This is a genomic window from Parathalassolituus penaei, assembly GCF_026626885.1.
Lineage (GTDB): Bacteria > Pseudomonadota > Gammaproteobacteria > Pseudomonadales > Oceanobacteraceae > Oceanobacter > Oceanobacter penaei.
In genome coordinates, this window is sequence record NZ_JAPNOA010000027.1 from 55,512 (window position 1) to 80,055 (window position 24,544).

Annotated in this window: 27 protein-coding genes; 23 read left to right on the forward strand and 4 right to left on the reverse strand. The window is 55.8% G+C overall.

The genetic code is table 11. From position 1 onward, the window contains the following. Position 1 precedes the first annotated feature (1 nt). Positions 2–964: a calcium/sodium antiporter gene (locus OUO13_RS10140; protein WP_283173769.1), complete on the reverse strand. Its 963-nt coding sequence runs from the start codon at positions 962–964 to the stop codon at positions 2–4. 173 nt (positions 965–1,137) lie between these two features. On the opposite strand from OUO13_RS10140, the gene OUO13_RS10145 reads away from it, so the two are divergent. From OUO13_RS10145 to hisC, 10 genes are all read left to right on the forward strand, one after another. Further along, positions 1,138–1,950 (forward strand): ABC transporter ATP-binding protein, encoded by an 813-nt coding sequence (locus tag OUO13_RS10145; RefSeq protein ID WP_283173770.1) that lies wholly within the window; start codon positions 1,138–1,140, stop codon positions 1,948–1,950. Positions 1,951–1,953: 3 nt separating this feature from the next. Then, entirely contained in the window at positions 1,954–2,736 is a 783-nt protein-coding gene (gene mlaE / locus OUO13_RS10150; RefSeq protein ID WP_283173771.1) for a lipid asymmetry maintenance ABC transporter permease subunit MlaE, read from the forward strand. A gap of 4 nt (positions 2,737–2,740) precedes the next feature. Further along, a complete protein-coding gene (gene mlaD / locus OUO13_RS10155; protein ID WP_283173772.1) occupies positions 2,741–3,199 on the forward strand; it encodes an outer membrane lipid asymmetry maintenance protein MlaD in 459 nt (152 codons plus the stop codon). A gap of 77 nt (positions 3,200–3,276) precedes the next feature. Then, on the forward strand, positions 3,277–3,942 hold the full coding sequence (locus OUO13_RS10160) for an MlaC/ttg2D family ABC transporter substrate-binding protein (protein ID WP_283173773.1): 666 nt from the start codon (positions 3,277–3,279) through the stop codon (positions 3,940–3,942). Continuing rightward, positions 3,942–4,250 carry an STAS domain-containing protein gene (locus OUO13_RS10165; RefSeq protein WP_283173774.1) on the forward strand — a complete coding sequence of 103 codons (309 nt, stop codon included), beginning with the start codon at positions 3,942–3,944 and terminating at the stop codon, positions 4,248–4,250. Before OUO13_RS10160 ends, OUO13_RS10165 begins: the two co-directional genes overlap by 1 nt. A 76-nt stretch (positions 4,251–4,326) precedes the next feature. Beyond that, complete coding sequence (locus OUO13_RS10170; RefSeq protein ID WP_283173775.1) at positions 4,327–4,563, forward strand: BolA family protein; 237 nt, start codon at positions 4,327–4,329, stop codon at positions 4,561–4,563. Positions 4,564–4,575: 12 nt separating this feature from the next. After that, a complete protein-coding gene (gene murA, locus OUO13_RS10175) occupies positions 4,576–5,844 on the forward strand; it encodes a UDP-N-acetylglucosamine 1-carboxyvinyltransferase (RefSeq protein WP_283173776.1) in 1,269 nt (422 codons plus the stop codon). 30 nt (positions 5,845–5,874) lie between these two features. Further along, positions 5,875–6,525, forward strand: coding sequence for an ATP phosphoribosyltransferase (gene hisG, locus OUO13_RS10180; protein ID WP_283173777.1), 651 nt, complete (start codon positions 5,875–5,877; stop codon positions 6,523–6,525). Between the two features lie 16 nt (positions 6,526–6,541). Beyond that, a complete protein-coding gene (gene hisD / locus OUO13_RS10185; protein ID WP_283173778.1) occupies positions 6,542–7,846 on the forward strand; it encodes a histidinol dehydrogenase in 1,305 nt (434 codons plus the stop codon). Positions 7,847–7,958: 112 nt separating this feature from the next. Further along, the gene (gene hisC, locus OUO13_RS10190; protein ID WP_283173779.1) at positions 7,959–9,068 is read left to right on the forward strand and encodes a histidinol-phosphate transaminase; all 1,110 of its coding nucleotides are present in this window, start codon (positions 7,959–7,961) and stop codon (positions 9,066–9,068) included. Between the two features lie 76 nt (positions 9,069–9,144). Here the strand turns inward: hisC and OUO13_RS10195 are convergent, their stop codons facing one another. Then, positions 9,145–10,329: a trypsin-like peptidase domain-containing protein gene (locus tag OUO13_RS10195; RefSeq protein WP_283173780.1), complete on the reverse strand. Its 1,185-nt coding sequence runs from the start codon at positions 10,327–10,329 to the stop codon at positions 9,145–9,147. Between the two features lie 123 nt (positions 10,330–10,452). Here OUO13_RS10195 and OUO13_RS10200 point away from each other — a divergent pair, with 123 nt between their 5' ends. Next, positions 10,453–11,223: a Nif3-like dinuclear metal center hexameric protein gene (locus tag OUO13_RS10200; protein ID WP_346429347.1), complete on the forward strand. Its 771-nt coding sequence runs from the start codon at positions 10,453–10,455 to the stop codon at positions 11,221–11,223. Positions 11,224–11,279: 56 nt separating this feature from the next. On the opposite strand, the gene OUO13_RS10205 is transcribed toward OUO13_RS10200, so the two are convergent. Continuing rightward, a complete protein-coding gene (locus tag OUO13_RS10205) occupies positions 11,280–11,927 on the reverse strand; it encodes a LysE/ArgO family amino acid transporter (protein ID WP_283173781.1) in 648 nt (215 codons plus the stop codon). A gap of 122 nt (positions 11,928–12,049) precedes the next feature. Here OUO13_RS10205 and OUO13_RS10210 point away from each other — a divergent pair, with 122 nt between their 5' ends. Then, positions 12,050–12,943, forward strand: coding sequence for a LysR family transcriptional regulator ArgP (locus OUO13_RS10210; RefSeq protein ID WP_283173782.1), 894 nt, complete (start codon positions 12,050–12,052; stop codon positions 12,941–12,943). 14 nt (positions 12,944–12,957) lie between these two features. Here OUO13_RS10210 and OUO13_RS10215 read toward each other — a convergent pair whose 3' ends face one another. Next, positions 12,958–13,911, reverse strand: a complete 954-nt coding sequence (locus tag OUO13_RS10215) for a DMT family transporter (protein ID WP_283173783.1) — start codon at positions 13,909–13,911, stop codon at positions 12,958–12,960. 365 nt (positions 13,912–14,276) lie between these two features. Between OUO13_RS10215 and pyrG the strand changes: the two genes are divergently transcribed. From pyrG to rpoS, 11 genes are all read left to right on the forward strand, one after another. Continuing rightward, positions 14,277–15,905 carry a CTP synthase gene (pyrG, locus tag OUO13_RS10220; RefSeq protein WP_283173784.1) on the forward strand — a complete coding sequence of 543 codons (1,629 nt, stop codon included), beginning with the start codon at positions 14,277–14,279 and terminating at the stop codon, positions 15,903–15,905. Positions 15,906–15,988: 83 nt separating this feature from the next. After that, positions 15,989–17,281: a phosphopyruvate hydratase gene (gene eno / locus OUO13_RS10225; protein WP_283173785.1), complete on the forward strand. Its 1,293-nt coding sequence runs from the start codon at positions 15,989–15,991 to the stop codon at positions 17,279–17,281. 50 nt (positions 17,282–17,331) lie between these two features. Further along, entirely contained in the window at positions 17,332–17,625 is a 294-nt protein-coding gene (locus OUO13_RS10230) for an FtsB family cell division protein (RefSeq protein ID WP_283173786.1), read from the forward strand. Then, positions 17,622–18,314, forward strand: a complete 693-nt coding sequence (gene ispD / locus OUO13_RS10235; protein ID WP_283173787.1) for a 2-C-methyl-D-erythritol 4-phosphate cytidylyltransferase — start codon at positions 17,622–17,624, stop codon at positions 18,312–18,314. Before OUO13_RS10230 ends, ispD begins: the two co-directional genes overlap by 4 nt. Positions 18,315–18,317: 3 nt before the next feature. Beyond that, on the forward strand, positions 18,318–18,803 hold the full coding sequence (ispF, locus tag OUO13_RS10240) for a 2-C-methyl-D-erythritol 2,4-cyclodiphosphate synthase (RefSeq protein ID WP_283173788.1): 486 nt from the start codon (positions 18,318–18,320) through the stop codon (positions 18,801–18,803). A 13-nt stretch (positions 18,804–18,816) separates the two neighbouring features. Further along, positions 18,817–19,890 carry a tRNA pseudouridine(13) synthase TruD gene (gene truD, locus OUO13_RS10245; protein ID WP_283173789.1) on the forward strand — a complete coding sequence of 358 codons (1,074 nt, stop codon included), beginning with the start codon at positions 18,817–18,819 and terminating at the stop codon, positions 19,888–19,890. 5 nt (positions 19,891–19,895) lie between these two features. Then, the gene (gene surE, locus OUO13_RS10250; RefSeq protein WP_283173804.1) at positions 19,896–20,636 is read left to right on the forward strand and encodes a 5'/3'-nucleotidase SurE; all 741 of its coding nucleotides are present in this window, start codon (positions 19,896–19,898) and stop codon (positions 20,634–20,636) included. A 45-nt stretch (positions 20,637–20,681) separates the two neighbouring features. Next, positions 20,682–21,317, forward strand: coding sequence for a protein-L-isoaspartate(D-aspartate) O-methyltransferase (locus tag OUO13_RS10255; protein WP_428982331.1), 636 nt, complete (start codon positions 20,682–20,684; stop codon positions 21,315–21,317). Between the two features lie 42 nt (positions 21,318–21,359). Further along, positions 21,360–22,277, forward strand: a complete 918-nt coding sequence (locus OUO13_RS10260) for a DUF368 domain-containing protein (protein ID WP_283173791.1) — start codon at positions 21,360–21,362, stop codon at positions 22,275–22,277. 217 nt (positions 22,278–22,494) lie between these two features. Further along, positions 22,495–23,337 (forward strand): peptidoglycan DD-metalloendopeptidase family protein, encoded by an 843-nt coding sequence (locus tag OUO13_RS10265; protein WP_283173792.1) that lies wholly within the window; start codon positions 22,495–22,497, stop codon positions 23,335–23,337. A 93-nt stretch (positions 23,338–23,430) separates the two neighbouring features. After that, positions 23,431–24,396: an RNA polymerase sigma factor RpoS gene (rpoS, locus tag OUO13_RS10270; RefSeq protein ID WP_283173793.1), complete on the forward strand. Its 966-nt coding sequence runs from the start codon at positions 23,431–23,433 to the stop codon at positions 24,394–24,396. Positions 24,397–24,544: the final 148 nt, after the last annotated feature.

Genomic DNA, 24,544 nt, shown 5'->3' on the forward strand with positions numbered 1-24,544 from the left:
CTTATTCATTAGCCAATAAAAACAGGGACAGCAGGTAACCAACAAACGAACCTAACAGCAAAATACCGCTGCCACGTCCGAGTTGGCCTCTCTTGCGACTGAGGATAAACAGAACCAGCAGAGCTGCCGTGAAGGCAATCATCACCGGAACGTCGCGATAAAGCGCGAGGGGTTCAACCTTGATGCCGGCCAGCAGACCTGGAATTGGCATGACCATCAGCAGGTTGAAAATATTGGAACCAATCACGTTGCCAATAGCAATCTCGTGATGTCCCTTGATGGCCGAAGCAACAGAGGCCGCCAGTTCTGGCAGGCTGGTGCCAATCGCAACAATGGTGAGGCCAATCACCAGATCACTGACGCCATAACTCTGCGCAATAATCGTAGCTCCCCAGACCAGTGCCTTGGAACTGGCCATCAGTGCCAGCAGGCCTACGACCAGCCACATCATGGCCATTTGGGAGGAGAGCGATTCAATCGCTGCGGCTTCGTCTTCATCGACCAGTGCTTCGCCTGCATCGTCAGATTCCTGGAACAGGATGTACATGGCGACCACCATGCCAATCATCAGGAATATGGCATCCATCAGGGTCAACTCCAGATCCACCAGCGTCAGGCTGGCGAGAACGGTCACCAGCAGCATTAAAGGCAGTTCCTTGCGCAGCAGTTTTTGTTGCAGTGGAATTGGTGCAATCAGGGCGGTAACACCCAGTACCAGGCCAATGTTGGTGATGTTGGAGCCAACCGCGTTACCGATGGCCAGGTTGCCGACACCGTCAAGGGCCGCAACGGCAGATACAAAGAGTTCAGGGGCAGACGTACCAATCGACACAATCGTGAGACCGACCAGCAAAGGAGACATGCCGAGGCGGCGAGCCGTGGCCGCGGCACCCAGGACAAACTTGTCGGCGCTCCAGACCAGAACCATCAGTCCGATAACAACCGCAAACAGTGCTGAAAGCATAGTATTCCTGTGGTTTGCGTAAGTGAGCGGGCATTGTACCCAAGGGGGATGGATGCGCAATCGGAACAATGCGTTTTGTGACCGTCGAGCGGCTTGTGAGCTGCTGCGTTGGTTATCATTCGCCGATCCGTTATGCTACGCCGAAATTTTCTGGTCCCGCAAAGGACGTTTGCATGGCAACTGACCAGCCTTATGTATCCGTGCGTAACCTGACTTTCAGTCGGGGAGACCGCCTTATTTATAACAACCTCAGCGTTGATTTTCCGCGTGGCAAGGTGACCGCCATTATGGGTCCCAGTGGCACCGGCAAAACTACACTGTTGCGTCTGATCGGCGGCCAGTTGACTCCGGATTCCGGAACCATCGTGGTCGACGGTCAGGAGATCGGCAAACTGCGCCGTCAACAGCTGTTTGAACTGCGCAAGCAGAAGATGGGCATGTTGTTCCAGACCGGTGCGCTGTTTACGGATTTATCCGTTTTTGACAATGTTGCTTTCCCGCTGCGCGTACACACGTCGCTGCCGGAGTCCGTGATCCGTGATCTGGTATTAATGAAACTGGAAGCGGTTGGTTTGCGTGGTGCGCGTGATCTCAATCCGGCCGAACTGTCCGGTGGTATGGCCCGCCGTGTGGCGCTGGCGCGCTCCATCGCCATGGACCCGGAACTCATCATGTACGACGAACCGTTTACCGGTCTCGACCCGATTTCGATGGGGATGATTGTCAAGTTGATCCGCGGCCTTAACAGCGCGCTGGGATTGACCAGTCTGCTGGTGTCGCATGATGTGGAAGAGTCCTGTTCGATAGCCGACTATCTGTGTCTGGTATCCGGCGGTCGGGTCATCGGTTTTGGTACACCAGAAGAGTTGTTAAATGAGGGCTCTGATGAAGTTCGCCAGTTCCTGCGAGGGGATCCGGATGGTCCGGTTCCATTCCATTATCCGGCGCCTGATTATCGCCAGGATATTCTCTCGGGAGGTCGCTGATCCATGCTGAATCGTATTGCTGACATGGGACGTTACGGCGTTCAGGTCATCGAGTCACTGGGGAGCGCCACCCTGCTGTTTGCCAACTCCCTGATGTGGGGGGGGCCCGGCAGTGCCGGGTTCGCCGATCTGGTTCGCCAGATCTTTTCGGTGGGTGTGCGTTCGCTGAGCATTATTGCTGTGGCTGGCTTCTTTGTTGGTATGGTGCTGGGCCTGCAGGGCTACACTATTCTGGTGGATTTTGGATCCGAAGCGGCACTCGGAACACTGGTGTCGCTGACGCTGTTGCGTGAGCTGGGCCCGGTGGTAACAGCGCTGCTGTTTGCGGGGCGCGCCGGTTCAGCCCTGACGGCGGAAATTGGTCTGATGAAGGCCACCGAACAACTGTCAGCCATGGAAATGATGGGTGTTGATCCGCTCAAGCGTGTCATAACTCCGAGATTATGGGCCGGTATTATCTCCATGCCGATTCTGGCGCTGATCTTCAGTACCGTGGGGATTTGGGGTGGCGCCTTTGTTGCTGTAGACATGTTGGGCATTGATGACGGTGCCTACTGGGGCAATATGCAGGCGGCGGTCGAGTTTTATAACGATGTGGCCAAGGGCATCTTCAAGTCGTTTGTATTCGGCTGGGTGGTGACCTGGATTGCGGTGTACCAGGGGTACGCTTCAATTCCGACGTCGGAAGGTATTGGCAAGGCAACCACCCAGACGGTGGTGGTGTCCTCTCTGGCGGTGCTGGGGCTGGACTTTGTGCTGACTGCGGTGATGTTTGGAGGCGTGTAAGAATATGGGCAAGCGTACAGTTGAATTTTCAGTCGGCGTTTTTATGGTGCTGGGCATGATCGCTCTGGTGCTGATGGCGTTGCGGGTGAGCGGTTTGTCGATGGACGATGCCGCCGACACGTACACCGTACGTGCACGTTTTGATAACCTCGGTGGCCTCAATGAGCGCGCCAAGGTGTCGATGGCCGGTGTCACTATCGGTCGTGTGACCAAAATTTACCTGGATGACAAATGGTATTCCGCGGTAGTGGAAATGGAGATCAACAAATCCATGAGTACACTTTCCAAGGATACATCCGCGGCGATTTTGACGGCGGGTCTGCTGGGTGAAAAGTACGTTGGTCTGTCGGTCGGGGCGGAAGAAGAGTATCTGAAAGATGGCGACTGGATTGAGGACACTCAATCTGCGCTGGTTCTGGAAGAACTGATCGGCCGTTTCCTGTTCAGCAAGGCCAAGGAGTGATCAAAGCCTGCGGGCTTAACATAATCAGGTACAGGTAAGTACTGTTCTATGACTTAAGGAAGGGACAAGGAGACATCATGATCAGAATGCTGGCGTTGATAATGATTTTATTGGCTCCCCTTGCACAGGTAAGGGCGGCAGATTCGAATGAGCTTGCTGAGCAGGCGCATGAAGTGGTGCGTCGAACCACCACGAAAGTAATGGAAAAGATCAATGCCAACCGGCATATCTATGTAAGCGACAAGGCCACTTTCTACTGGGAACTGGAAGATGTTCTCGGACCAATGGTCGATTTTCGTCGCCTGACCCGCATCATTATGGGCGATCACTACTTCAATGCGTCGAAAGAGCAACGTCAGCGATTTGCACTGGCATTCAAGCGCAGCCTGCTGAGCTCCTACGCTACGGGACTGATTGAATTCACTGACTATGAAGTCCGTATGCTGCCTCCGCGCAAGGATTTTGATCACACCGCAACCAATACGCTGGTAGACCTCGAAGTGGTTACTCCGAGTGGCAAGGTGTTTCCGATTACCCAGAGTATGTACGTGAACTACGCGACCCGTACCTGGATGGCTCAGAACGTGATTGTAAACGGCATCAACGTAGGCAAACTCTTCAAGGATCAGTTCGACGAGCTGGTGCGCAAAAACGATGGCAACATTGGTGCTGCTATTGAAGACTGGATCGAAAATCTCGAAGACCAGGGCCGCGAACTGCGTCGCCCGAAAGGAGCAGGCTGATGGCTGCATTGCAGTCGCTGAATGCCGGGCAGGCCAATCTGTCCGGTGATCTGTTGGCGGATACAGTGGTACCAGTGCTGGAAGCCGGGCGAGATCTGATCGCCCGCAGCGGTGGTCAATGGACGGTAAACATGAGTGCGGTGGAGCGGGTTTCCAGCGTCGGAGTAGCCTTGCTGCTCGACTGGATTCGCACGGCTGAAAAGGCTGGAGTGACCCTGCGTATCGAGGCTTTGCCTGACCATTTGCGCCCGATCATACAGGTCAGCGACCTCGATGAGCTGTTTGCTGCTTTTTGTACGCCTGCCTGACCGTACTTCCCCTTATTCTGGACGGCCAAATCCGCTATTATCTGACGCTTCACTGTAATTTGACTGGTGGAGCGTCATGGCACCGTCCGAAATTCTCTCTTTGCTGCAGGATCGTTACCCGGATATCGACTGGAATGTCGAAACCGATGGTTATCATTTTCAGGTTGAAGGCGTTGGCGAAGCATTCGCTGGCCTGAATGCCGTCAAGCGTCAGCAGCTGGTTTACGCCGCGTTGAACCCGCTGATCACCAGTGGTGCATTGCATGCGGTGATTATCAAAACCTTTACTCCCGCTGAAAAAGCTGGCGTCTGACCGGGTGTCCTGATGGAAAAACTGCGAATTGTCGGTGGCAACCGCCTCCAGGGTGAAGTGCGCATCTCCGGTGCCAAAAACTCTGCCCTGCCGATCCTGGCCGCCACCTTGCTGGCGGAAGGCGTTATGCGTGTAGGTAACCTGCCGCATCTGCACGACATCACCACCATGCTTGAACTGCTGGGGTGTATGGGCGTTGAGGTCGCCATCAACGAAGACATGTCGGTGGAAACCGACTGTCGCAATGTTCACAGCCAGGTTGCCCCATATGATCTGGTACGCACCATGCGTGCATCCATTCTGGTACTGGGCCCTCTGCTGGCGCGCTACGGCGTGGCGGAAGTGAGTCTGCCGGGTGGTTGTGCCATCGGTAGCCGTCCGGTCGACCTGCACCTGCGTGGTATGGAAGCCATGGGTGCAACCGTTGAGGTGCTGGATGGTTACATCCGTGCTACCGCTCCGGAAGGTGGCCGTCTGCGTGGCGCCCATATCTTCCTGGATACCCCGACGGTAACCGGTACTGAAAACATCCTGATGGCCGCTGCGCTGGCGGATGGTCGTACCGTGATCGAAAACGCCGCTCGTGAACCGGAAGTGGTCGACCTCGCCAACTGTCTGAACGCCATGGGTGCACAGATCAAAGGTGTAGGCTCTGATACCCTGGTGGTTGACGGTGTTGAAAAACTGTACGGTTGCGAATTCCGCGTCCTGCCAGACCGTATCGAAACCGGTACCTATCTGGTGGCGGCTGCCGTTACTGGTGGCTGTGTCAAAACCCGCGATACCGATCCTGAGCTGATGGAAGCGGTGCTGATCAAACTGCAGGAAGCCGGTGCCACCATCACCACGGGTCCGGACTGGATTCAGCTGGATATGACTGGCCGTCGTCCGAAAGCGGTGAATATCCGAACTGCACCACACCCTGCATTCCCGACCGACATGCAAGCCCAGTTCGTGGTGCTGAATGCGGTAGCGGAAGGGGTGGGTACCGTAATCGAAACCATTTTTGAAAACCGTTTCATGCACGCGCCAGAACTGGTGCGGATGGGAGCGGAGATTCACGTGGAAGGTAACACCGCCATTGTCACCGGCAAGCCGCGCCTGAAAGGTGCACCGGTAATGGCGACCGACCTGCGTGCATCAGCATCTCTGGTTCTGGCTGCACTGGTTGCAGATGGCACCACCGATGTGAATCGCATTTACCACATCGACCGTGGTTATGAATGTATTGAAGAAAAGTTCCAGCAACTGGGTGCCAATATCCGCCGCGTAACCGGCTGATCCCCTGCTTGCCTACAGACCGAGGATGACATGACCCAACCGCTGACCATTGCCCTCTCCAAGGGCCGGATTCTGGATGACACCCTGCCGCTTTTGGCGGAAGCGGGGATCCATCCTGCCGAGGACATCAACAAAAGCCGGAAGCTGATCTTCGACACCAACCATGAGCACATCAAACTGGTGGTGATTCGTGCGACAGACGTGCCGACTTATGTGGAGTACGGTGCGGCGGACCTTGGTGTGTCTGGCAAGGATGTATTGCTGGAATACGATAGTGACAACCTCTGTGAGCCACTCGACCTCAACATCGCCACCTGTCGCCTGATGACCGCAGGCGTCAAGGGTGTGCCGCTGCCAGCAGGCCGAATCAAGGTTGCCACCAAGTTTGTGAATGTTGCCAAGCGTTATTTCGCTGAGCAGGGCCGTCAGGTTGATATCATCAAGTTGTACGGTGGTATGGAGCTGGCGCCAATCATGGGTCTGGCCGACCTGATTGTGGATATCGTGGATACCGGTAACACCCTCAAGGCCAATGGTCTGGAAGCCCGTGACCTGATCGCTCCGGTCAGCTCTCGTCTGGTCGCCAGCCGTGCCGCCATGAAGGTCAAACACGCCCAGATCCAGCCGATCATTGACCAGATCGGTGCCGCGGTAGAACGTCAGAAGCAGAAGTCACGCTGAGAGCAGGAGAGAGTTCATGAGCATTACTATCCGCCGTTTTGAGTCAACTGCTGCGGACTTTGACCAGACCATGAATGCCTTGTTGTCCTGGGAATCGGTTTCCGATACCGGTGTACAGCAAGCCGTTACCGATATCGTCAACGCCGTGCGTAGCCGTGGTGACGAAGCGGTTATTGAATTCACCAACCGTTTCGACCGCATGAACGTTGAAACCATGGCCCAGCTGGAACTGAATCAGGAGCAGCTGCAAGCCGCTCTTGATGGTCTGCCAGAACTGCAGCGTGATGCGTTGCTGGCTGCTGCTGCTCGTGTGCGTGCCTACCACGAACACCAGCGTCAGGATTCCTGGCGTTACACCGAAGCCGACGGCACCGTGCTGGGTCAGAAAGTGACTCCGCTGGACCGTGTTGGTCTGTATGTTCCTGGTGGCAAGGCTGCTTACCCGTCCTCCGTGCTGATGAATGCTATTCCGGCACACGTAGCCGGTGTGCAAGAAATTGTTATGGTGGTGCCAACTCCGGGTGGTGAATTGAACCAGCTGGTGCTGGCTGCTGCTGCTGCTGCCGGTGTCAGCCGCGTATTCACCATTGGTGGTGCCCAGGCAGTTGCTGCTCTGGCGTACGGTACTGCCACTGTGCCCCGTGTCGACAAGATTGTTGGCCCGGGCAACATCTACGTCGCCACTGCCAAACGTATGGTGTTTGGTGCTGTGGGTATCGACATGATTGCCGGTCCATCCGAAATTCTGGTGGTGTGTGACGGTGCGACCAATCCGGACTGGATTGCCATGGACCTGTTCTCCCAGGCAGAACACGACGAAGATGCCCAGGCGATTCTGGTTTCCACCGAAGCCGACTTCCTCGACGAAGTACAGGCCAGCATCAACCGTCTGCTGCCAACCATGGAACGTCAGGACATTATCCGTGCGTCTCTGGAAGGTCGTGGTGCCCTGATTCACGCCAGCAGCCGTGAAGACGCGTTGGCTATCATCAACCGTATTGCGCCAGAACACCTGGAGCTGTCGGTGGCTGATCCGGAATCCTGGCTGCCAGACGTGCGTCATGCCGGTGCGATCTTTATGGGTCGTTACACCGCTGAAGCACTGGGTGACTACTGTGCTGGCCCGAACCACGTGTTGCCAACCTCCGGCACCGCGCGTTTCTCGTCACCGCTGGGTGTGTATGACTTCCAGAAGCGTTCTTCCCTGATCATGTGCTCAGCGGATGGTGCTTCTGAACTGGGCAAGGTAGCGTCGACTCTGGCGCGTGGTGAGTTCCTCACCGCTCACGCCCGTTCTGCGGAATACCGCATCAAGGATTGATCCCTTCGGATCGTTCAGAACAGGCCGCCCAGTGCGGCCTTTTCTTCGGCTTTTTTCTGACTTTTTGTCAGCTTTTTCCGGCCTTCGCAGGCTTTTTTACAGGCTCATCGTCATGACTTCCCAAGTGTCCCTGCAACAGCAGATTGAACAACTGATTCGTCCGGAAATCCGCGCCCTGCATGCTTACCCGGTGGGGGATGCCAGCGGCATGATCAAGCTGGATGCCATGGAAAATCCATATCGCTGGCCACAAACCATGCTGACCGAATGGCAGCAGCTGTTGGCCGACGTCGCGCTCAATCGTTATCCGCATCCGAAAGCGCCGGACGTGGTGGATGGCCTGCGGGCCGCCATGCAGGTGTCGGATCAGTACGACATCCTGCTGGGCAATGGCTCGGATGAAATCATCCAGATTCTGGCAATGGCGGTGGCTCGTCCGGGCGCGACTATTCTGGCGCCGGAGCCGGGTTTTGTGATGTACAAAATGATTGCCACCTTCGTGGGTCTGAATTACGCAGGTGTGCCGCTGGCAGATAACTTTGAGCTGGATGCCGACGCCATGCTGGCGGCGGTGTCTGAGCATCAACCTGCGCTGGTCTTTCTTGCGCAGCCAAACAACCCGACCGGCAATCTGTGGGATGAAGCCGCCATGCGCAGCATCATCGAAGCCTGTGCGGCCAATGCCCAGCCCGGTCTGGTGGTAATGGATGAAGCCTACCTGCCATTCTCGAGCCGTCAGCACCTGTACTTGCTGGATGAATACAGCAATGTGGTGGTGATGCGTACTCTCTCCAAGGTGGGGCTGGCCGGTTTGCGTCTGGGTCTGCTGATTGGCCGTCCGGAATGGCTGCACGAACTCGACAAGATCCGGATGCCGTACAACATCAACGTCCTGACCCAGGCCTCCGCCGCCTTTGCCCTGCGCCATTACCCGGTGCTGGTGCAGCAGTGTGAACAGATCAAGGCAACCCGCACCGTCCTGCAGGATTCCCTGAGCGCCATGGGGTTTGCGGTGTATGAATCCGAGGCCAACTTTGTGCTGGCACGAGTGCCTGCCAATCGTCAGGCGCGTGAATTGTTTGAGCAACTGAAACAGCAGAAGATTCTGATCAAGTGTCTGGACGGCGGTCATCCATCCCTGATGGGCTGCCTGCGTTTTACCGTTGGTTCGGAACCGGAAAACGCCGCGCTGCTGAGTGCCCTGCAGACCTTGCTGGCCTGATTCTGAATGATGAAAAACAAACGGCCCCGAATATCGGGGCCGTTGATGATTTACGTATTTTTCCGTATTTCGGGGATTACTTCTGGGAAGTTGGCTCTGCCTGAGGCTTGCGTTGGCCAGCAATCGCAGTGGTTTCTGCACTTTTGCCATTACGCATGTAACGGATACGAATGCTGTCACCGGGATGCAATGCGGCAATCTGGTTCATGGCGGTGTGGGCATCATTGGCGTCGACACCGTTGATATTGATGATGATATCGCCGACTTGCAGACCCGCTGCCAGTGCCGGGCCGCCGTCATACAGATTGGTCACGATCAGGCCCTTCAGAGCTTGTGGCAGGCCCAGCGCATCCAGCAAGCGTGGTGTGGCTTCCTGAACCTCAATGCCCAGCCAGCCACGAATGGTGGTGCCGTGTTTGGCGATGTCGGTAAGGGCGCGCTGTGCTACTTTTACCGGAATGGCAAAACCGATGCCTTCGCTGCCGCCGCTCTGGGAAAAGATGGCGGTGTTGATCCCCACCAGTTTGCCGTAGGCGTTGATCAGTGCGCCGCCGGAGTTGCCGGGGTTAATCGCGGCGTCGGTCTGGATATAGTCTTCATAGGTGTTCAGGCCAAGGCGGTTTCGACCGGTTGCCGACACAATGCCCTGTGTAACGGTCTGACCAACACCAAACGGGTTGCCAATGGCCATTACGATGTCACCCACGCGTAATGGCTTGTCATCGGCAATCACGATGGCGGGCAGCTGGTTCAGCTCGATTTTTAACAACGCCAGATCGGCTTCCGGATCGGAGCCAACCAGAGTGGCATTGGCTTCACGGCCATCGTGCAGGGCGACCACAATCTGGTCGGCATCCTTGATCACGTGGTTGTTGGTCATGATGTAGCCGTCGGCTGACATGATCACGCCAGAGCCCAGGCTGGACTGAACCCGTTCGCTCGGTTCCGGATTGGCGCCGAACAGACGCTGGAACAGTGGATCATCAAACAGTGGGTGCAATTTGCGTTTGATAACCTTGCTGGTATAGATGTTCACCACCGACGGTGCTGCCAGTTCCACCGCATCGGCGTAACTGGTAATCAGGGTAGGGGCAACCTCGGGAGTACTGGTCGCCGCAGCTTCAACTGCCGCGGTTGGGGCTGAAACAGGATTGGCCTCCGGGGTCACCCATTGGGGAGCCAGCAGCAGAATCAGCAGAGCCACCGATAGCCCGACCAGACCTGGCACCAGAATCGAATGAACGAAGGATTGCTTGGACATGGAGTGTTAAGTCCTCCTGCAGTTTTGCACCAAAAAACGAACAATAACCGGAAGGCAAGCGGACAGGTTCCGGCTTCCGGGCTTCAATGTATCAGAAAGCATCCTCAATAGAGACGCGCAATCATGATTGAACCTCTGCTGGAACGCCACCGCCTGGTGCGCTGGCTTGACCAACTGCTACAAAGCTCGCGTATTCGTGACTATTGCCCGAATGGCCTGCAAGTGGAAGGTCGTGAACGTATTGCCCATATCGTCACTGGTGTCACCGCCAGTCAGGCGCTGATCGACGAAGCCATTGCGCTCGGGGCTGATACCCTGCTGGTGCACCACGGCTATTTCTGGAAGGGTGAAAATGAACGTATCACCGGTATCAAACGCGAGCGTCTGAAAGCCCTGCTGAAACACGATATCAACCTGATCGCCTATCATCTGCCACTCGATTTGCACCCGGATGTTGGTAACAACGCCCGGCTCGCCGAAATTCTTGGCATCGAAGTCACCGGACCGCTGATCCCTGATGATATCTGGAGCCCAGGAAATATCGGTCGTTTGCGTGAGCCAATGCCAGCCGCCGAGTTTGCGCTGTGGATTGGTGAAAGCCTCGATCGCACACCGTTACACATTGGTGAAGGCGAAGACGTGATTGAAACCGTCGCCTGGTGTACCGGTGCCGCGCAAAGTTACCTGCAGCACGCCATCGACGCCGGGGTAGATGCCTTTATTACCGGTGAAATCAACGAACCAGCGGTGCATCTGGCCCGTGAAACCGGCACTCACTTCTTTGCGGCTGGCCACCATGCCACCGAACGTTATGGTGTACAGGCGTTAGGTCAAGCCATCGAAGATGAGTTTGGTATCAAGGTTACCTTTATTGATATCGACAACCCGGTCTGATTCACCGGGCTGTTGTTCTCGATCGGGCTGTTGTTAGAGATTTTGGGCTTTCGGATTTATAACGGCACCAGCGATGCCGCCACCAACAGCAGAATCAGCGCCGTGGTCAGATCCAGTACCCGCCAGCGAGCAGGGGAGGTCAGCCACGGTCGTAACCGCATCGAGCCAAATACCAGCAGGCTGAACCAGATGGTAGACGCCAGTGAAGCGCCCACCAGAAACAGCCAGGGGTTGGACTGGCGCGCGCCAACACTGCCGATCAGTACAATGGTGTCGAGATACACATGCGGGTTCAGTAACGACAACGCCATCAGCTCACCCGCACTGCGCCACGGGCTGACCTGTGGCCCCCCATCCAGCGCCAGATGATGTTCATCCTCAGCGTGTAACGCCCGCGCCATGGCCTGAATCGCCAGGCTGATCAGCAGCAGAATCCCCAGCCAGGTCATCACCGGTACAAAGTCCGGAATTTTCTGCTGCACGTAATTCACCCCGAACACCCCAATGGTCATCAGCACAATATCCAGCCCGATTCCTACCAGCGCGATGGTTTTCGGATTTTCGTGGCGCAGGCTTTTTTGTAATACCCACAGGTTCTGGGCGCCAATCGCCACGATGAGGCTCAGAGTGACCAGCAAACCGGTAATCGCCGGCTGCAGAGTGGTGACAACATCGGCTCCGATGTTGAAGGTAACGGCGTTCATGATGGTGCTCGCAGGGTTTTCTCAGTCAACCGGAGCAGCAACCGCTGCTCCTTTTATAGAAAGCTAGCGAGGGCTGATCTATAAGTAAAAATCATTTATCTGATGCTACATAAGGTAGGCTTATGATTGATTATCCCGCGTTGGCAGCACTGATGGCGGTGATTGAATGCCGTGGCTTCGAGCGTGCCGCCCAGCGCCTGCATATCAGCCAGTCGGCGGTCAGTCAGCGTATTCGCCAGCTGGAGTTCCGTCTTGGCCAGCCCGTGTTGTTGCGCACCAATCCGCCACGCCCGACCGAACTGGGGCAGCGGCTGGCCAACCATCTGCAGCAGGTATTACAGCTGGAGCAGGGGCTGTTGCTCGATGATGAACAGGCACAAACACGTTTGCGAATTCGGCTGGCCGTGAATGCTGACTCACTGGAAACCTGGCTGGCACCAGCACTGGCGACTGCCCCGGAAGCCCAGCGTATGGATTTCGAAATGGTGGTGGACGATCAGGATGTAGGCCTTCGGAGGATGAAAAACGGCGAAGTGATGGCCTGTATCTGCGCCGCCGAACAGGCGGTGAATGGCGGACTGGCGAGTTTCCTGGGCAAATTGCGGTATCGGGCGCTGGCCACACCGACATTTGTTGAGCGTTATCAGTGTGGCCAGGCGCTCGGACAGCCGCAGCCCGACCTGGCCATGATTCCATCCCTGATTTTTAACCAGGACGACCACCTCCAGCATCGTTTTCTGCAAACGGTTAACCCGCAACAGCCAGCGCCGGTGTATTACCACATCTGCCCATCCGCCGGTGGTTTTATCCGCATGGCCCTCGCCGGGCTTGGGTACGGCATGATGCCGCAAATACAGGTGCAGGAATGGCTGGCACGTGGCGAGCTGGTGGACATCGTGCCCGGTTACCACCTCGACGTACCGCTTTACTGGCACTACTGGCAAACCGAAAGCCCGTTATTAAAAGGATTACGCAAGGCGTTAACCAACAGCGCACGAGCGGTGCTGGAGCCTTGATGTGTTGTATGGAATTACCGAATCCGGCTCAGTTGCCAGACGCCCAATACCACCAGTGCCATACCGGCAACACCAAACAGGGTGAGGGATTCGTCCAGGAACCAGACCGCCAGCAGGGTGGTGGCGACCGGCCCCAGTGTGCCGCTCATGCTGGTTTTTTCCGGGCCGATACGGGCGATGGCGGCGCTGACCAGAAATGAGGGCAGGACGGTGGCCAGTAACGACAGGGCGGCGATGCCGAGCCATATCGTGGCGCTGTAATCGGGCATCAGGATGCTGCTTAATTGTCCGGACGGAGCGCTGAACAGGGCTTGCAGCAGAATGCCGACGGTGGCGGATGACATGGCGACACTGGTAAACAGCATGCTGCCGAGTTCCTTGATCGAGCGTTTGCTCAGCAGCAGGTACAGGGCAAAGGTAAACGCCGCGCCGGATACCAGCAGGGTGCCCATCGGGACGTTGGCGGCAGCGGCGGAGTTACCCAGCGAATGCAGATCGTGGCCGTACATCAGCGCCAGACCGGCGTAGGTAATCAGCAGCGGTGGCACGATGCGGATTCTGAACGTCTGTCCGAAAAACAGGATGCCGAGAATCACCACCATTGACGGGTAGGCGTACAACACCAGACGTTCGAGCTGGGCGCTGACGTATTGCAGACCGTGCAGGTCGAGCATCGACGAGGCGTAATAACCCAACAGGCCAATGGCAATCGCCCTCAACATCACATTCAGGGATGGCTGTTCCGACAAACGGCGCCAGCTTAACCAGCCCACTACCAGATAAAACGGCAGAGCAATGGCCATACGCAGCCAGATCATGGGCAATACTTCGACGCCCAGGCTGTACAGCCATTTGATCAGAATCGGTTTGGTGGAAAACAGGGTGGCGGCAATCAGGGCGATCATCAGGCCGAATTGCTGGTCGGTCAAACGGGCCCCGGATGTGAGTGGGGCGCTGGGAGCTGCCACGGGAAATCTCCTGAAACGGTCGTTCGTAAACGCTCTGGCGGATAAAAAGCGGGTAATGGTGCGACAATCCGACGGCGCTGGTAAGCGGTGATGGCGGAATGCAGCGTTGAACGGGAGTAATAAATGATGTGCCGGGATTGTTGCGCTTAACCGGCTTGCATCTGCCCGGTATGCGGCCAGACTGGTATTCGGGTGGTAGAAAACCGGTGGTCTGAACCAAAAGGTGAAGATAACAGACAGAACCGGTCTTGAGTAGGTCTAAAGAAATTTACCCCACAAGGTGATTCTGGTAATCTGCGCTCCCATCCTGAGTGAAGGTTCTTCTGCCTTCCGTTTTGAATTTCATCTCTTTTTGCGGACCCTCTATGACACGATTTATTTTTGTCACAGGTGGTGTTGTTTCTTCGTTGGGGAAAGGCATCGCTTCTGCATCTCTGGCTGCCATTCTGGAAGCCCGTGGCCTCAAGGTCACCATGCTCAAGCTTGACCCGTACATCAACGTTGATCCTGGCACCATGAGCCCTTTCCAACACGGCGAGGTGTTCGTAACAGAGGACGGCGCTGAGACCGACCTTGACCTCGGCCACTACGAACGTTTTATCCGTACTACCATGTCCCGTCGCAACAACTTCACCACTGGTCGGATCTACACCGACGTGCTGGCGAAGGAGCGTCGTGGTGACTACCTGGGTGGTACTGTTCAGGTTATTCCGCACATCACCGACGAAATCAAACGTCGTGTGCTGGAAGGTGCTGAAGGTGCCGATGTGGCACTGGTCGAAATTGGTGGCACCGTGGGTGACATCGAATCCCAGCCATTCCTGGAAGCTGTACGTCAGATGAAAGTGGAACTGGGTTCACGTCGTGCCCTGTCTATCCACCTGACTCTGGTTCCGTACATCGCGACCGCTGGCGAAACCAAGACCAAACCAACCCAGCACTCTGTTAAAGAGATGCGTACCATTGGTCTGCAGCCAGACGTGCTGATTTGCCGCTCCGACCACAAGATCGAAGCTTCTTCCCTGCGCAAGATTGCTCTGTTCACCAACGTGGAAGAGCGTGCTGTTATTCCGCTGGAAGACGCTGAAACCATTTACAAGATTCCGCGCATGCTGCACGTGGCCGGCCTCGACGACCTGATCGTTGAGAAGTTCGACCTCAACTGCAAGGAAGCTGACCTGTCCGAGTGGGACAAGGTTGCTGATGCCAAACTGAACCCGGTGGGTGAAGTGACCATTGCGATGGTCGGCAAGTACATGGACCTGCTGGATGCCTACAAATCCCTGATCGAAGCCATTGATCACGCCGGTATTCACCACAAGGTGAAGGTCAACATCCGTTACATCGATGCCGAAGACATCGAGCGTAAAGGTGTTGAACAGCTGTCCGACGTGGCTGCCATCCTGGTTCCAGGTGGTTTCGGCAGTCGTGGTGTGGAAGGCAAGATCCGCACGGTGCAGTACGCTCGTGAGAACAAGATCCCTTACCTGGGTATCTGTCTGGGTATGCAGGTTGCTGTTATTGAATACGCCCGTAACGTGGTGGGCTGGAAAGATGCACACTCCACCGAGTTTGTATCCGACAGCAAACACCCGGTGGTTGGTCTGATCACTGAATGGACCGATGCTTCCGGTAACACCGAGACTCGTAACCAGGATTCCGACCTGGGCGGCACCATGCGTCTGGGCGGCCAGCAGTGTCAGCTGACCGCTGGCTCCAATACTGCTGCGGCGTACGGTCAGGATGTGATTGTTGAGCGTCACCGTCACCGTTACGAAGTGAACTCTTCACTGGTTCCTCAGCTGGAAGAAGCTGGCCTGCGTATCGCTGGTCGTTCTTTCGACGGCGAGCTGGTTGAGGTTGTGGAAGTTCCGGATCACCCATGGTTCGTGGGCTGCCAGTTCCACCCGGAATTCACCTCCACCCCACGTGATGGTCACGGCCTGTTCTCGGCGTTTATCGCCGCGGCCCTGAAGCAACAAGACAAAGCATAATAACAACGGCACTCCCGCCTGTCGGGAGTGCCCGGCGCCCGGCGCCGACCGGATTACAGCCGATCACTTTATGGAGATATAACATGGCAATCATCGTAGACATCAAGGCTCGCGAAGTTCTGGACTCCCGCGGTAACCCGACTATTGAAGCAGACGTAACTCTGGAAGGCGGTTTCTTCGGTACTGCCTGTGCCCCGTCTGGCGCTTCTACCGGTACTCGTGAAGCTCTGGAACTGCGTGACGGCGACAAGAGCCGTTACCTGGGTAAAGGTGTCCTGACTGCTGTTTCCAACGTCAACAACCTGATCAAGCCAGCTCTGCTGGGCATGAACGCTCTGGATCAGCGCGCTCTGGACAACAAGATGCTGGAGCTGGACGGTACTGACAACAAGTCCAAGCTGGGCGCCAACGCCATTCTGGCGGTTTCCCTGGCGGCTGCCAAAGCGGCTGCTGCTGCCAAGGGCGTTGAACTGTACGTTCATATCGCTGACATCAACGGCACTCCAGGCGTGTACTCCATGCCAGTTCCAATGATGAACATCATCAACGGTGGTGAGCACGCTGATAACAACGTCGACATTCAGGAATTCATGGTTCAGCCAGTTGGCGCGCCAACGTTTGCTGAAGCCCTGCGTTGCGGCGCTGAAATTTTCCACGCTCTGAAGAAAGTTCTGTCCTCCAAAGGCCTGAACACTGCCGTGGGTGACGAAGGTGGTTTTGCTCCTAACCTGGCTTCCAACGCAGACGCGCTGGCGGCTATCAAGGATGCAGTAACTGCTGCCGGTTACGAACTGGGCACCAACGTGACCCTGGCTCTGGACTGTGCATCTTCTGAATTCTACAAAGATGGCAAATACGATCTGAAAGGCGAAGGCAAAGTCTTCACCTCTGAAGGTTTCTCTGACTACCTGGCCGAACTGTGTGACCAGTACCCGATCGTTTCCATCGAAGACGGTCAGGACGAGTCTGACTGGGCTGGCTGGAAATACCAGACCGAAAAACTGGGTAACCGCGTGCAGCTGGTGGGTGACGACCTGTTCGTAACCAACACCAGGATCCTGAAAGAAGGTATCGAGAAAGGTATCGCCAACTCCATCCTGATCAAGTTCAACCAGATCGGCTCCCTGTCCGAAACTCTGGACGCCATCAAGATGGCCAAAGACGCTGGTTACACTGCTGTGATCTCTCACCGTTCCGGTGAAACCGAAGACAGCACCATCGCCGACCTGGCTGTTGGTACTGCTGCTGGTCAGATCAAGACTGGTTCCCTGTGCCGTTCCGACCGCGTATCCAAGTACAACCGTCTGCTGCGCATCGAAGAGCAGCTGGGCGCGAGTGCTCCGTACAAAGGCCGTAGCGAAATCAAGGGTCAGTAATCGTCTGCTGGAGCCGGGAATTCTTCCCGGCTCCGCTTTCGAGTCAGGATATGACACCCACCACACAACGTACCCTGCTGGTGATTGGTCTGCTTTTGCTGGGCCTTGTGCAGTACCGCATCTGGTTTGACGACAGTGGGGTGTTTGCCAATCGCGATTTGCAGAGCCGCATCGGACGCATTCACCAGGATATTGATGTCCTGCAGGATCGAAATCATCAATTGCAGCTGGAAATCGAAGATCTCCGCAAAGGCACGGCCATTCTTGAAGAAAAGGCTCGTGAGGATCTCGGTCTGGTTCGCAAGGGGGAAACCCTGATGCTGTTTGTTGAGCCTGAAAAATGACCATCTGGCCTGTAGTACCTGCGGCGGGAATTGGTTCCCGGATGCAGGCAGACCGTCCGAAACAATATCTTCCTCTGGGCCAGTCTACGCTGATGGACTGTACCCTCGATGTCCTGTTGTCGTACCCCGCCGTTGAAAAACTGGTGCTGGTACTGGCCGAACAGGATCCCTGGTGGCCTTCGAGCCGCTACTTTGGTGATGACCGTATTCTGGTCGCAACCGGTGGTGCTGAACGTTGTGATTCGGTGCTGAATGGTCTGGCCGCCCTGCATGGGCTGGCTGGTGAAAGCGACTGGGTACTGGTGCACGATGTTGCCCGTCCTTGTTTGCGTCACGCCGACCTCGACCGTTTGCTGAATGGCCTCGCCTGGCCTGGTGCTATTCTTGCCAGTCCAACCCGTGACACCATGAAGCGGGGTGAAGTGAACAGCCGTGGAGAAGTAGTCATTGCCCACACGGTTGATCGTGACCAGCTCTGGCACGCACTGACGCCTCAGGTGTTTTCGCTCGGACTGCTGCGTGAAGCCCTGCAGCGTGCTCTGGCAACTGGCAAAAAAGTCACCGACGAAGCCTCGGCGGTGGAAATGCTGGGATTACAGCCATTGCTGATTGCCGGTCGCGCCGACAATATCAAGGTGACACGCCCGGAAGACCTGGCGTTGGCCGAACTGTTTTTGCAAGGAGACTGACCGGTGCGAATCGGACATGGTTTTGACGTTCATGCCTTCGAAGAAGGTGATGCCATCATGATGGGTGGGGTGAAAATCCCGCACTCGCATGGTTTGAAAGCCCATTCCGATGGTGATGTTGCCCTGCACGCTCTGGCTGATGCCCTGTTGGGCGCGGCGGCGCTGGGGGATATCGGTCAGCACTTTCCGGACACCGATGCCGAATGGTCCGGTGCCGACAGCCGTATGTTGCTGCGTCATGTCGTAAGCCTGGTGCAGGCGCGTGGTTATGAAGTGGGTAACGTGGATGTGACCATTGTTGCCCAGGCGCCGAAAATGGCACCGCACATTCTGGCCATGCGTGAAGCCATTGCGGCTGACCTCAACGTTGGTCTCGACGATGTTAACGTCAAGGCGACCACCACTGAAAAACTGGGATACGTAGGCCGCAAGGAAGGCATCGCCGTCCACGCGGTAGCCCTGATCCGTCCTCGTAACAGCGTTTGCTGAGAGCCTCTGACTGATGACCGAACACGAATCTGCTGCGTCTGCAGCACCGGTAGCTGACGACCGTGCAGCTGCCGCTCCACAACCTGTGCATGTTGATCTCGACTGGCCTCGTGGCTGGCCGTTTACCGCTGCCACCGGTGTGCTGAAAAGTATTCCGGAAGACTTTGTTGTAGACGAACTGCCGCTGGCGTTGCCAACCGGGCAGGGGGAACACGTCTGGTTGCATATCGAAAAGCGTAATGCCAATACTGCGTGGGTTGCTGCCCGTCTGGCCGAGTTTGCGGGTGTGCGTGAAATGGACGTGGGTTACGCCGGTCTCAAGGATCGTCGTGCCGTGACCACCCAGTGGTTCAGCCTGTATTTGCCAAAAGGCGAAACTCCGGATTTCCGTCAGCTCGACAACGAGGAATTCCGTATCCTGCGTCAGCAGCGTCACGAGCGCAAACTGCGTCGTGGTGATCTGGCTGGCAACCGTTTTGTGCTGCGTCTGCGTAATGTCGCTGGTGATCGCGCCGCCATTGAACAGAATCTGCAGGCAATTGCTCGCAACGGCTTCCCGAATTACTTCGGTGACCAGCGTTTTGGCCACGATGCCGGTAATATCCATTCCGGTATTGCCATGCTGCGTCGTGAAATCCGCGTGCGTAACCCGACCCGTAAAGGCCTGTTCCTGTCGGCAGTTCGTTCCTGGGTATTCAACCAGGTGCTGGCTGAGCGTGTCCGTGAGGGCAACTGGTTCAGCCTGATGGCCGGTGAAGTGGCGGAAACACAAGTGCCAACCGGTCCACTCTGGGGCCGTGGTCGTCCACTGGTGAGCGAACAGCAGCTTGAACTTGAACAGCGCGTTCTGGAACCGCTGGCTGAAGTTTGTAATGGCCTGGAGCACAGTGGTCTGGGTCAGGAGCGTCGTGATCTGGTGGTTCGCCCGGCAGCCATGCAGTGGCAATGGCACGACGGCGGCGAGCATCCGGATCTGGTACTTGAATTTATTTTGGGCCCCGGTTTCTACGCCACCGCGCTGCTGCGTGAAGTGATGGCAGTCACCGAACCCGATCTGTCTGAACCTCAGGAACAGGAAGCGGAATGACCTCTCTGCCGGCGTTGATGTTATCGAATGATGATGGTGCTCATGCCATCGGTTTGCGTACCCTGGCGGCGGCACTTGAAGCCGCCGGATATCCGATTTTGGTAATTGCACCGGATCGTGATCGCAGTGGTGCCAGTAACTCGTTAACACTCGACCGGCCGTTACATCCGGTTCGACACGACAATGGTTTCTGGGCCGTAAACGGTACGCCGACCGACTGCGTACACCTGGGAATTAACGCCCTGTATCGCGATTCCTGCCGACGCGTGATTGCCGGTATCAACGCCGGTGCCAATCTCGGTGACGATGTGATCTATTCAGGCACCGTTGCTGCAGCCATGGAAGGACGCTTTCTGGAGTTGACCCCGATCGCCATTTCCCTGGTGGGAAAACAGCATTTTGCGACGGCTGCACGGGTGTTACTTGAATTGTTACCGGAACTTGATCAACTGGCCTTGCCAGCTCAGACCATTATCAATATCAATGTGCCCGACCTTCCGTATGAGAAAATCCGTGGCCGACGCATCACTCGTCTCGGCCATCGTCATCGTTCCGATAACCCGGTAATGGTGACCAATCCTCGCGGTAAGGAGTGTTACTGGATTGCTGCCGCGGGTGACGTGGCGGATGCTGCGGAAGATACGGACTTCCATGCGATCGAGCAGGGGTATGTTTCCATTACTCCGATCCAGATGGATATGACACGGCATGGTGTAATCGGGCAGATGCAGACGCTGCTCTGCTGATTTGAGGAGGCGAGGGTGGATACCCGTCAACTAGTGGGCATCGGGATGACCTCCCAGCGTACCCGCAATCGACTATTACAGCGCCTGCGCGATTCAGGCATCAAGAATGAACGTGTGCTGGCGATTATTGGCTCAACTCCACGACATCTGTTCGTAGAGGAAGCACTTGCGCATCGCGCTTACGAAGATACGGCATTACCCATCGGTTATGGCCAGACCATCAGTCAGCCTTACACCGTGGCGCGTATGACGGAAATACTGCTGGGCGATAACGAGCGGCTCGACAAGGTTCTGGAAATTGGCACTGGCTGCGGATATCAGGCGGCTGTGCTGAGTCAGCTGGTCGAGCAGGTGTATACCGTTGAGCGGATAGAGCCTCTGTATCAGAAAGCACGCGCGCGGCTGCGCAAGCTGGGGATGCACAACGTCGATGCCAACCTCTCTGATGGTGGCTGGGGACTGGCCAGTAACGGGCCTTATCAGGGAATTCTGGTGGCCGCAGCGCCCGAGGTGATTCCTCCTTCCTTGCTGGAGCAACTGGCTGACGGTGGCCGTATGGTGTTGCCGTTGGGTGGTGAAACCCAGAAATTGACTCTGGTGGTTCGTCAAGGTGATGAGTTTGTCACCGAAACATTGGAAGATGCCCTCTTTGTTCCTTTCCTGTCGGGCATTCAGCACTAACCCGTCAGGCTCCTCCTTTCCGGTGCTCAAAAAGGATGTGACATGCACAACCTCTGGTTATTTCTGAAAGGTGTCGCTATGGGCGCTGCCGACGTGGTGCCGGGTGTTTCCGGCGGCACCATCGCGTTTGTGACCGGTATTTATGATCAGCTGCTGGGCAGTATTCGCCGCATTGATGCCCAGGCCTTGCGCCTGTTGTTCAGCCAGGGGCCAAAAGCAGCCTGGTCCTACATCAATGGCAATTTTCTGGTGGTACTGGGCTCCGGCATCCTCACCGCGTTACTGAGTCTGGCCAAAGGCATTCACTACCTGCTGCTGAATTACCCGGTATGGGTCTGGGCGTTTTTCTTTGGTCTGATCATTGCGTCGGTGGTGCACGTTGGTCGCGAGATTCGTGAGCGCAACCTGTTGGCGGGTATTTTGTTGGTGGTGGGGATTGTTCTGGCTGCCTGGATCAGCTCGGCGGCACCAACATCTATAGAAGCTACTCCGCTCGTCGTGTTTGTGGCGGGCAGTGTGGCCATTTGCGCAATGATTCTGCCAGGCATCTCAGGAAGCTTTATCCTGTTGCTGATGGGGCTTTATGAGCCAATCCTCAATGCACTCAAGAATCTCGAGCTGGTTACGATGGCAACCTTTGCATCCGGAGCTGCTCTGGGGCTGATGGCGTTCTCGCGAGTGCTAAGCTGGATGTTGGAACATCAGCGCAATGCAACCTTTGCGCTGCTGACCGGTTTTATGATCGGTTCGCTGGTAAAAGTCTGGCCGTGGAAGATCACGCTGGAAACCCGGGTAAACAGTAGCGGCGAAATTGTGCCCGTGGTTCAGGACAACGTTTTACCGGCAATGGGCACAGAACTCTGGCTGGCCATTGCCCTGATGGTGTCCGGTGTGGTGCTGGTACTGGGTCTGGAGTGGGTTGCCAGTCGTCAGTTACAGACACAAAAGTCAGCCGCCTGATATTCATACCGGATATTCGTAATAGAGGGAGACAGTACGACCAGAACTGTCTTCCGGTTTTTGCCAATCAATTGAAGCTGTCAGTTCGCTATTTCAAGATTTTTTTGGAATATAACTTGGTTTGTTAAGTCGCTGTGGTTAAATCGCCTCTGGTTGGTGGTCTGCTCAAAAAGCTGTCAGCAGACAGTGTCAAAAATCCCGATAACTGTGAAATTCCATGAACGCTCTCTACGCTGTCACTTTAGTCACGATTGTTAGTTTGACGACTGCATGCTCTACCGGCGGAAATTTTGTCTCTGTCGAGAAAAAATTTCCGTCCAACGAACGCTCAGCTTCCCGTAATTCTGGCAGCGCCGGAAATTCGGCGGATTATTACATCGTTCAGAAAGGCGACACGCTGTACTCCATTGCCTTTCGTTATGGCATGAACCACCTGCAGTTGGCGGCTTCCAATGGGATCTACAGTCCTTACACCATTTATCCAGGTCAAAAGATTGACGTTCGTAATGGTAGCTCTCGTAGTCAGACAGTTGCCACATCAACGGCGACATCAACCACCTATGCCGTTCCTCAGACAACGCCGGTTACCGTCAGCAAGCCGACACCAATAGTGTCAAATCCGGTGGTGGTCACTCGCCCAATTGCAGTCGATAGTCCTGCTGCGCCGGTTGACCCAGCACCTGTGTCTAATGGGAAGTGGAACTGGCCCTCAAATGGCGCAATATTGGCTCGTTTCTCAACCAATGAACCGGTCAACAAGGGGATTGATCTGGCCGGGACCATGGGGGAACCTGTCAAGGCAGCAGCGGCAGGGACTGTGGTGTACGCCGGTGAAGGTCTGCGGGGATACGGGAATCTGGTCATCATCAAACACGATGACACCTTCCTCAGTGCCTACGCACATGCAAGCCGGATTCTGGTTCAGGAAAAAGATAGTATTAAAGCTGGCCAGACAATTGCCGAAACAGGTTCTACCGGAACTGATCGTGTGAAGCTTCACTTCGAGATCCGTAAAAACGGAAACCCGGTCGACCCGCTGTTGTATCTGCCAAAACGGTAGTCTCGTCAGCGGTCACGCTGATCAGTCGTTCTGGCATGGAACCTGTATCACAGGTAGCAGAACTACAACGAAAACCTATAGGCGGGACTGAACATGGCTGTACAACAACGTGATGTGAACGAAGACATTTTCGATGATGATACTGCTCTGGAATTGATTGCTGACGAGCCAGCCGTTGAGGAAGAAATTCCTGAGCGCTTCGCCATCGATGCTTCTCTGAAGGCGATGGATGCAACCCAGCTGTACCTGAACGAAATCGGCTTTTCCCCTCTGTTGTCTGCTGAGGAAGAAGTCCACTACGCACGCCTGGCCCGTAAAGGGGACGAGCTTGGCCGCCGCCGGATGATTGAAAGTAACCTGCGACTGGTGGTGAAGATTTCCCGCCGTTACATCAATCGCGGTCTGGCCCTGCTGGACCTGATCGAAGAGGGCAACCTCGGTCTGATTCGTGCGGTTGAAAAATTCGACCCTGAACGTGGTTTCCGTTTCTCTACCTACGCTACCTGGTGGATTCGCCAGACCATTGAGCGTGCCATCATGAACCAGACCCGTACCATCCGTCTGCCGATTCATGTGGTGAAAGAGCTGAATGTATACCTGCGTGCTGCTCGCGAACTGACTCAGAAGCTGGATCACGAGCCAAGCGCTGAAGAAATTGCATGTCTGCTGGAAAAACCGGTAGACGACGTCAAACGTATGCTCAAACTCAACGAGCGTGTGACCTCTGTGGATTCACCACTGGGCGTGTCTTCTGACAAGTCCATTCTCGATACCATCGCGGATGAACGCGTCAGTGATCCAAGTGAAGAGCTGCAGAACGACGACATCCAGCTGAATCTGGAACACTGGATTGATGAGCTGCCTGAGAAACAACGTGAAGTGCTGGCCCGTCGCTTTGGTCTGCGCGGTCACGAAACCAGTACTCTGGAAGATGTGGGTCGTGAAATTGGCCTGACCCGTGAGCGTGTACGTCAGATTCAGGTGGAAGCCCTGAAGCGTCTGCGTGAAATCATGGAAAGCCAGGGTCTGACTGCTGAAACCCTGTTTGGCGGCCTGTAAGCGGGCCCCGCGTCTTGTTAGCCAGGCCTGACGTTGTCAGGCCCGCTGCTGACGGAATCCGTGTAGATACCAACTGTTTACTCAACATCTGGTACGGGATTTCCGTCATTTCCTGTCTTTTTGGCGCCAATATTTTGACGTCGGCATC

Excerpts from the sequence above, each read along its gene's own strand:
- OUO13_RS10140 (WP_283173769.1), bottom strand. The coding sequence starts at position 964 with ATGCTTTCAGCACTGTTTGCGGTTGTTATCGGACTGATGGTTCTGGTC.
- OUO13_RS10145 (WP_283173770.1), top strand. The coding sequence starts at position 1,138 with ATGGCAACTGACCAGCCTTATGTATCCGTGCGTAACCTGACTTTCAGT.
- mlaE (WP_283173771.1), top strand. The coding sequence starts at position 1,954 with ATGCTGAATCGTATTGCTGACATGGGACGTTACGGCGTTCAGGTCATC.
- mlaD (WP_283173772.1), top strand. The coding sequence starts at position 2,741 with ATGGGCAAGCGTACAGTTGAATTTTCAGTCGGCGTTTTTATGGTGCTG.
- OUO13_RS10160 (WP_283173773.1), top strand. The coding sequence starts at position 3,277 with ATGATCAGAATGCTGGCGTTGATAATGATTTTATTGGCTCCCCTTGCA.
- OUO13_RS10165 (WP_283173774.1), top strand. The coding sequence starts at position 3,942 with ATGGCTGCATTGCAGTCGCTGAATGCCGGGCAGGCCAATCTGTCCGGT.
- OUO13_RS10170 (WP_283173775.1), top strand. The coding sequence starts at position 4,327 with ATGGCACCGTCCGAAATTCTCTCTTTGCTGCAGGATCGTTACCCGGAT.
- murA (WP_283173776.1), top strand. The coding sequence starts at position 4,576 with ATGGAAAAACTGCGAATTGTCGGTGGCAACCGCCTCCAGGGTGAAGTG.
- hisG (WP_283173777.1), top strand. The coding sequence starts at position 5,875 with ATGACCCAACCGCTGACCATTGCCCTCTCCAAGGGCCGGATTCTGGAT.
- hisD (WP_283173778.1), top strand. The coding sequence starts at position 6,542 with ATGAGCATTACTATCCGCCGTTTTGAGTCAACTGCTGCGGACTTTGAC.
- hisC (WP_283173779.1), top strand. The coding sequence starts at position 7,959 with ATGACTTCCCAAGTGTCCCTGCAACAGCAGATTGAACAACTGATTCGT.
- OUO13_RS10195 (WP_283173780.1), bottom strand. The coding sequence starts at position 10,329 with ATGTCCAAGCAATCCTTCGTTCATTCGATTCTGGTGCCAGGTCTGGTC.
- OUO13_RS10200 (WP_346429347.1), top strand. The coding sequence starts at position 10,453 with ATGATTGAACCTCTGCTGGAACGCCACCGCCTGGTGCGCTGGCTTGAC.
- OUO13_RS10205 (WP_283173781.1), bottom strand. The coding sequence starts at position 11,927 with ATGAACGCCGTTACCTTCAACATCGGAGCCGATGTTGTCACCACTCTG.
- OUO13_RS10210 (WP_283173782.1), top strand. The coding sequence starts at position 12,050 with ATGATTGATTATCCCGCGTTGGCAGCACTGATGGCGGTGATTGAATGC.
- pyrG (WP_283173784.1), top strand. The coding sequence starts at position 14,277 with ATGACACGATTTATTTTTGTCACAGGTGGTGTTGTTTCTTCGTTGGGG.
- eno (WP_283173785.1), top strand. The coding sequence starts at position 15,989 with ATGGCAATCATCGTAGACATCAAGGCTCGCGAAGTTCTGGACTCCCGC.
- OUO13_RS10230 (WP_283173786.1), top strand. The coding sequence starts at position 17,332 with ATGACACCCACCACACAACGTACCCTGCTGGTGATTGGTCTGCTTTTG.
- ispD (WP_283173787.1), top strand. The coding sequence starts at position 17,622 with ATGACCATCTGGCCTGTAGTACCTGCGGCGGGAATTGGTTCCCGGATG.
- truD (WP_283173789.1), top strand. The coding sequence starts at position 18,817 with ATGACCGAACACGAATCTGCTGCGTCTGCAGCACCGGTAGCTGACGAC.
- OUO13_RS10255 (WP_428982331.1), top strand. The coding sequence starts at position 20,682 with ATGACCTCCCAGCGTACCCGCAATCGACTATTACAGCGCCTGCGCGAT.
- OUO13_RS10260 (WP_283173791.1), top strand. The coding sequence starts at position 21,360 with ATGCACAACCTCTGGTTATTTCTGAAAGGTGTCGCTATGGGCGCTGCC.
- OUO13_RS10265 (WP_283173792.1), top strand. The coding sequence starts at position 22,495 with ATGAACGCTCTCTACGCTGTCACTTTAGTCACGATTGTTAGTTTGACG.
- rpoS (WP_283173793.1), top strand. The coding sequence starts at position 23,431 with ATGGCTGTACAACAACGTGATGTGAACGAAGACATTTTCGATGATGAT.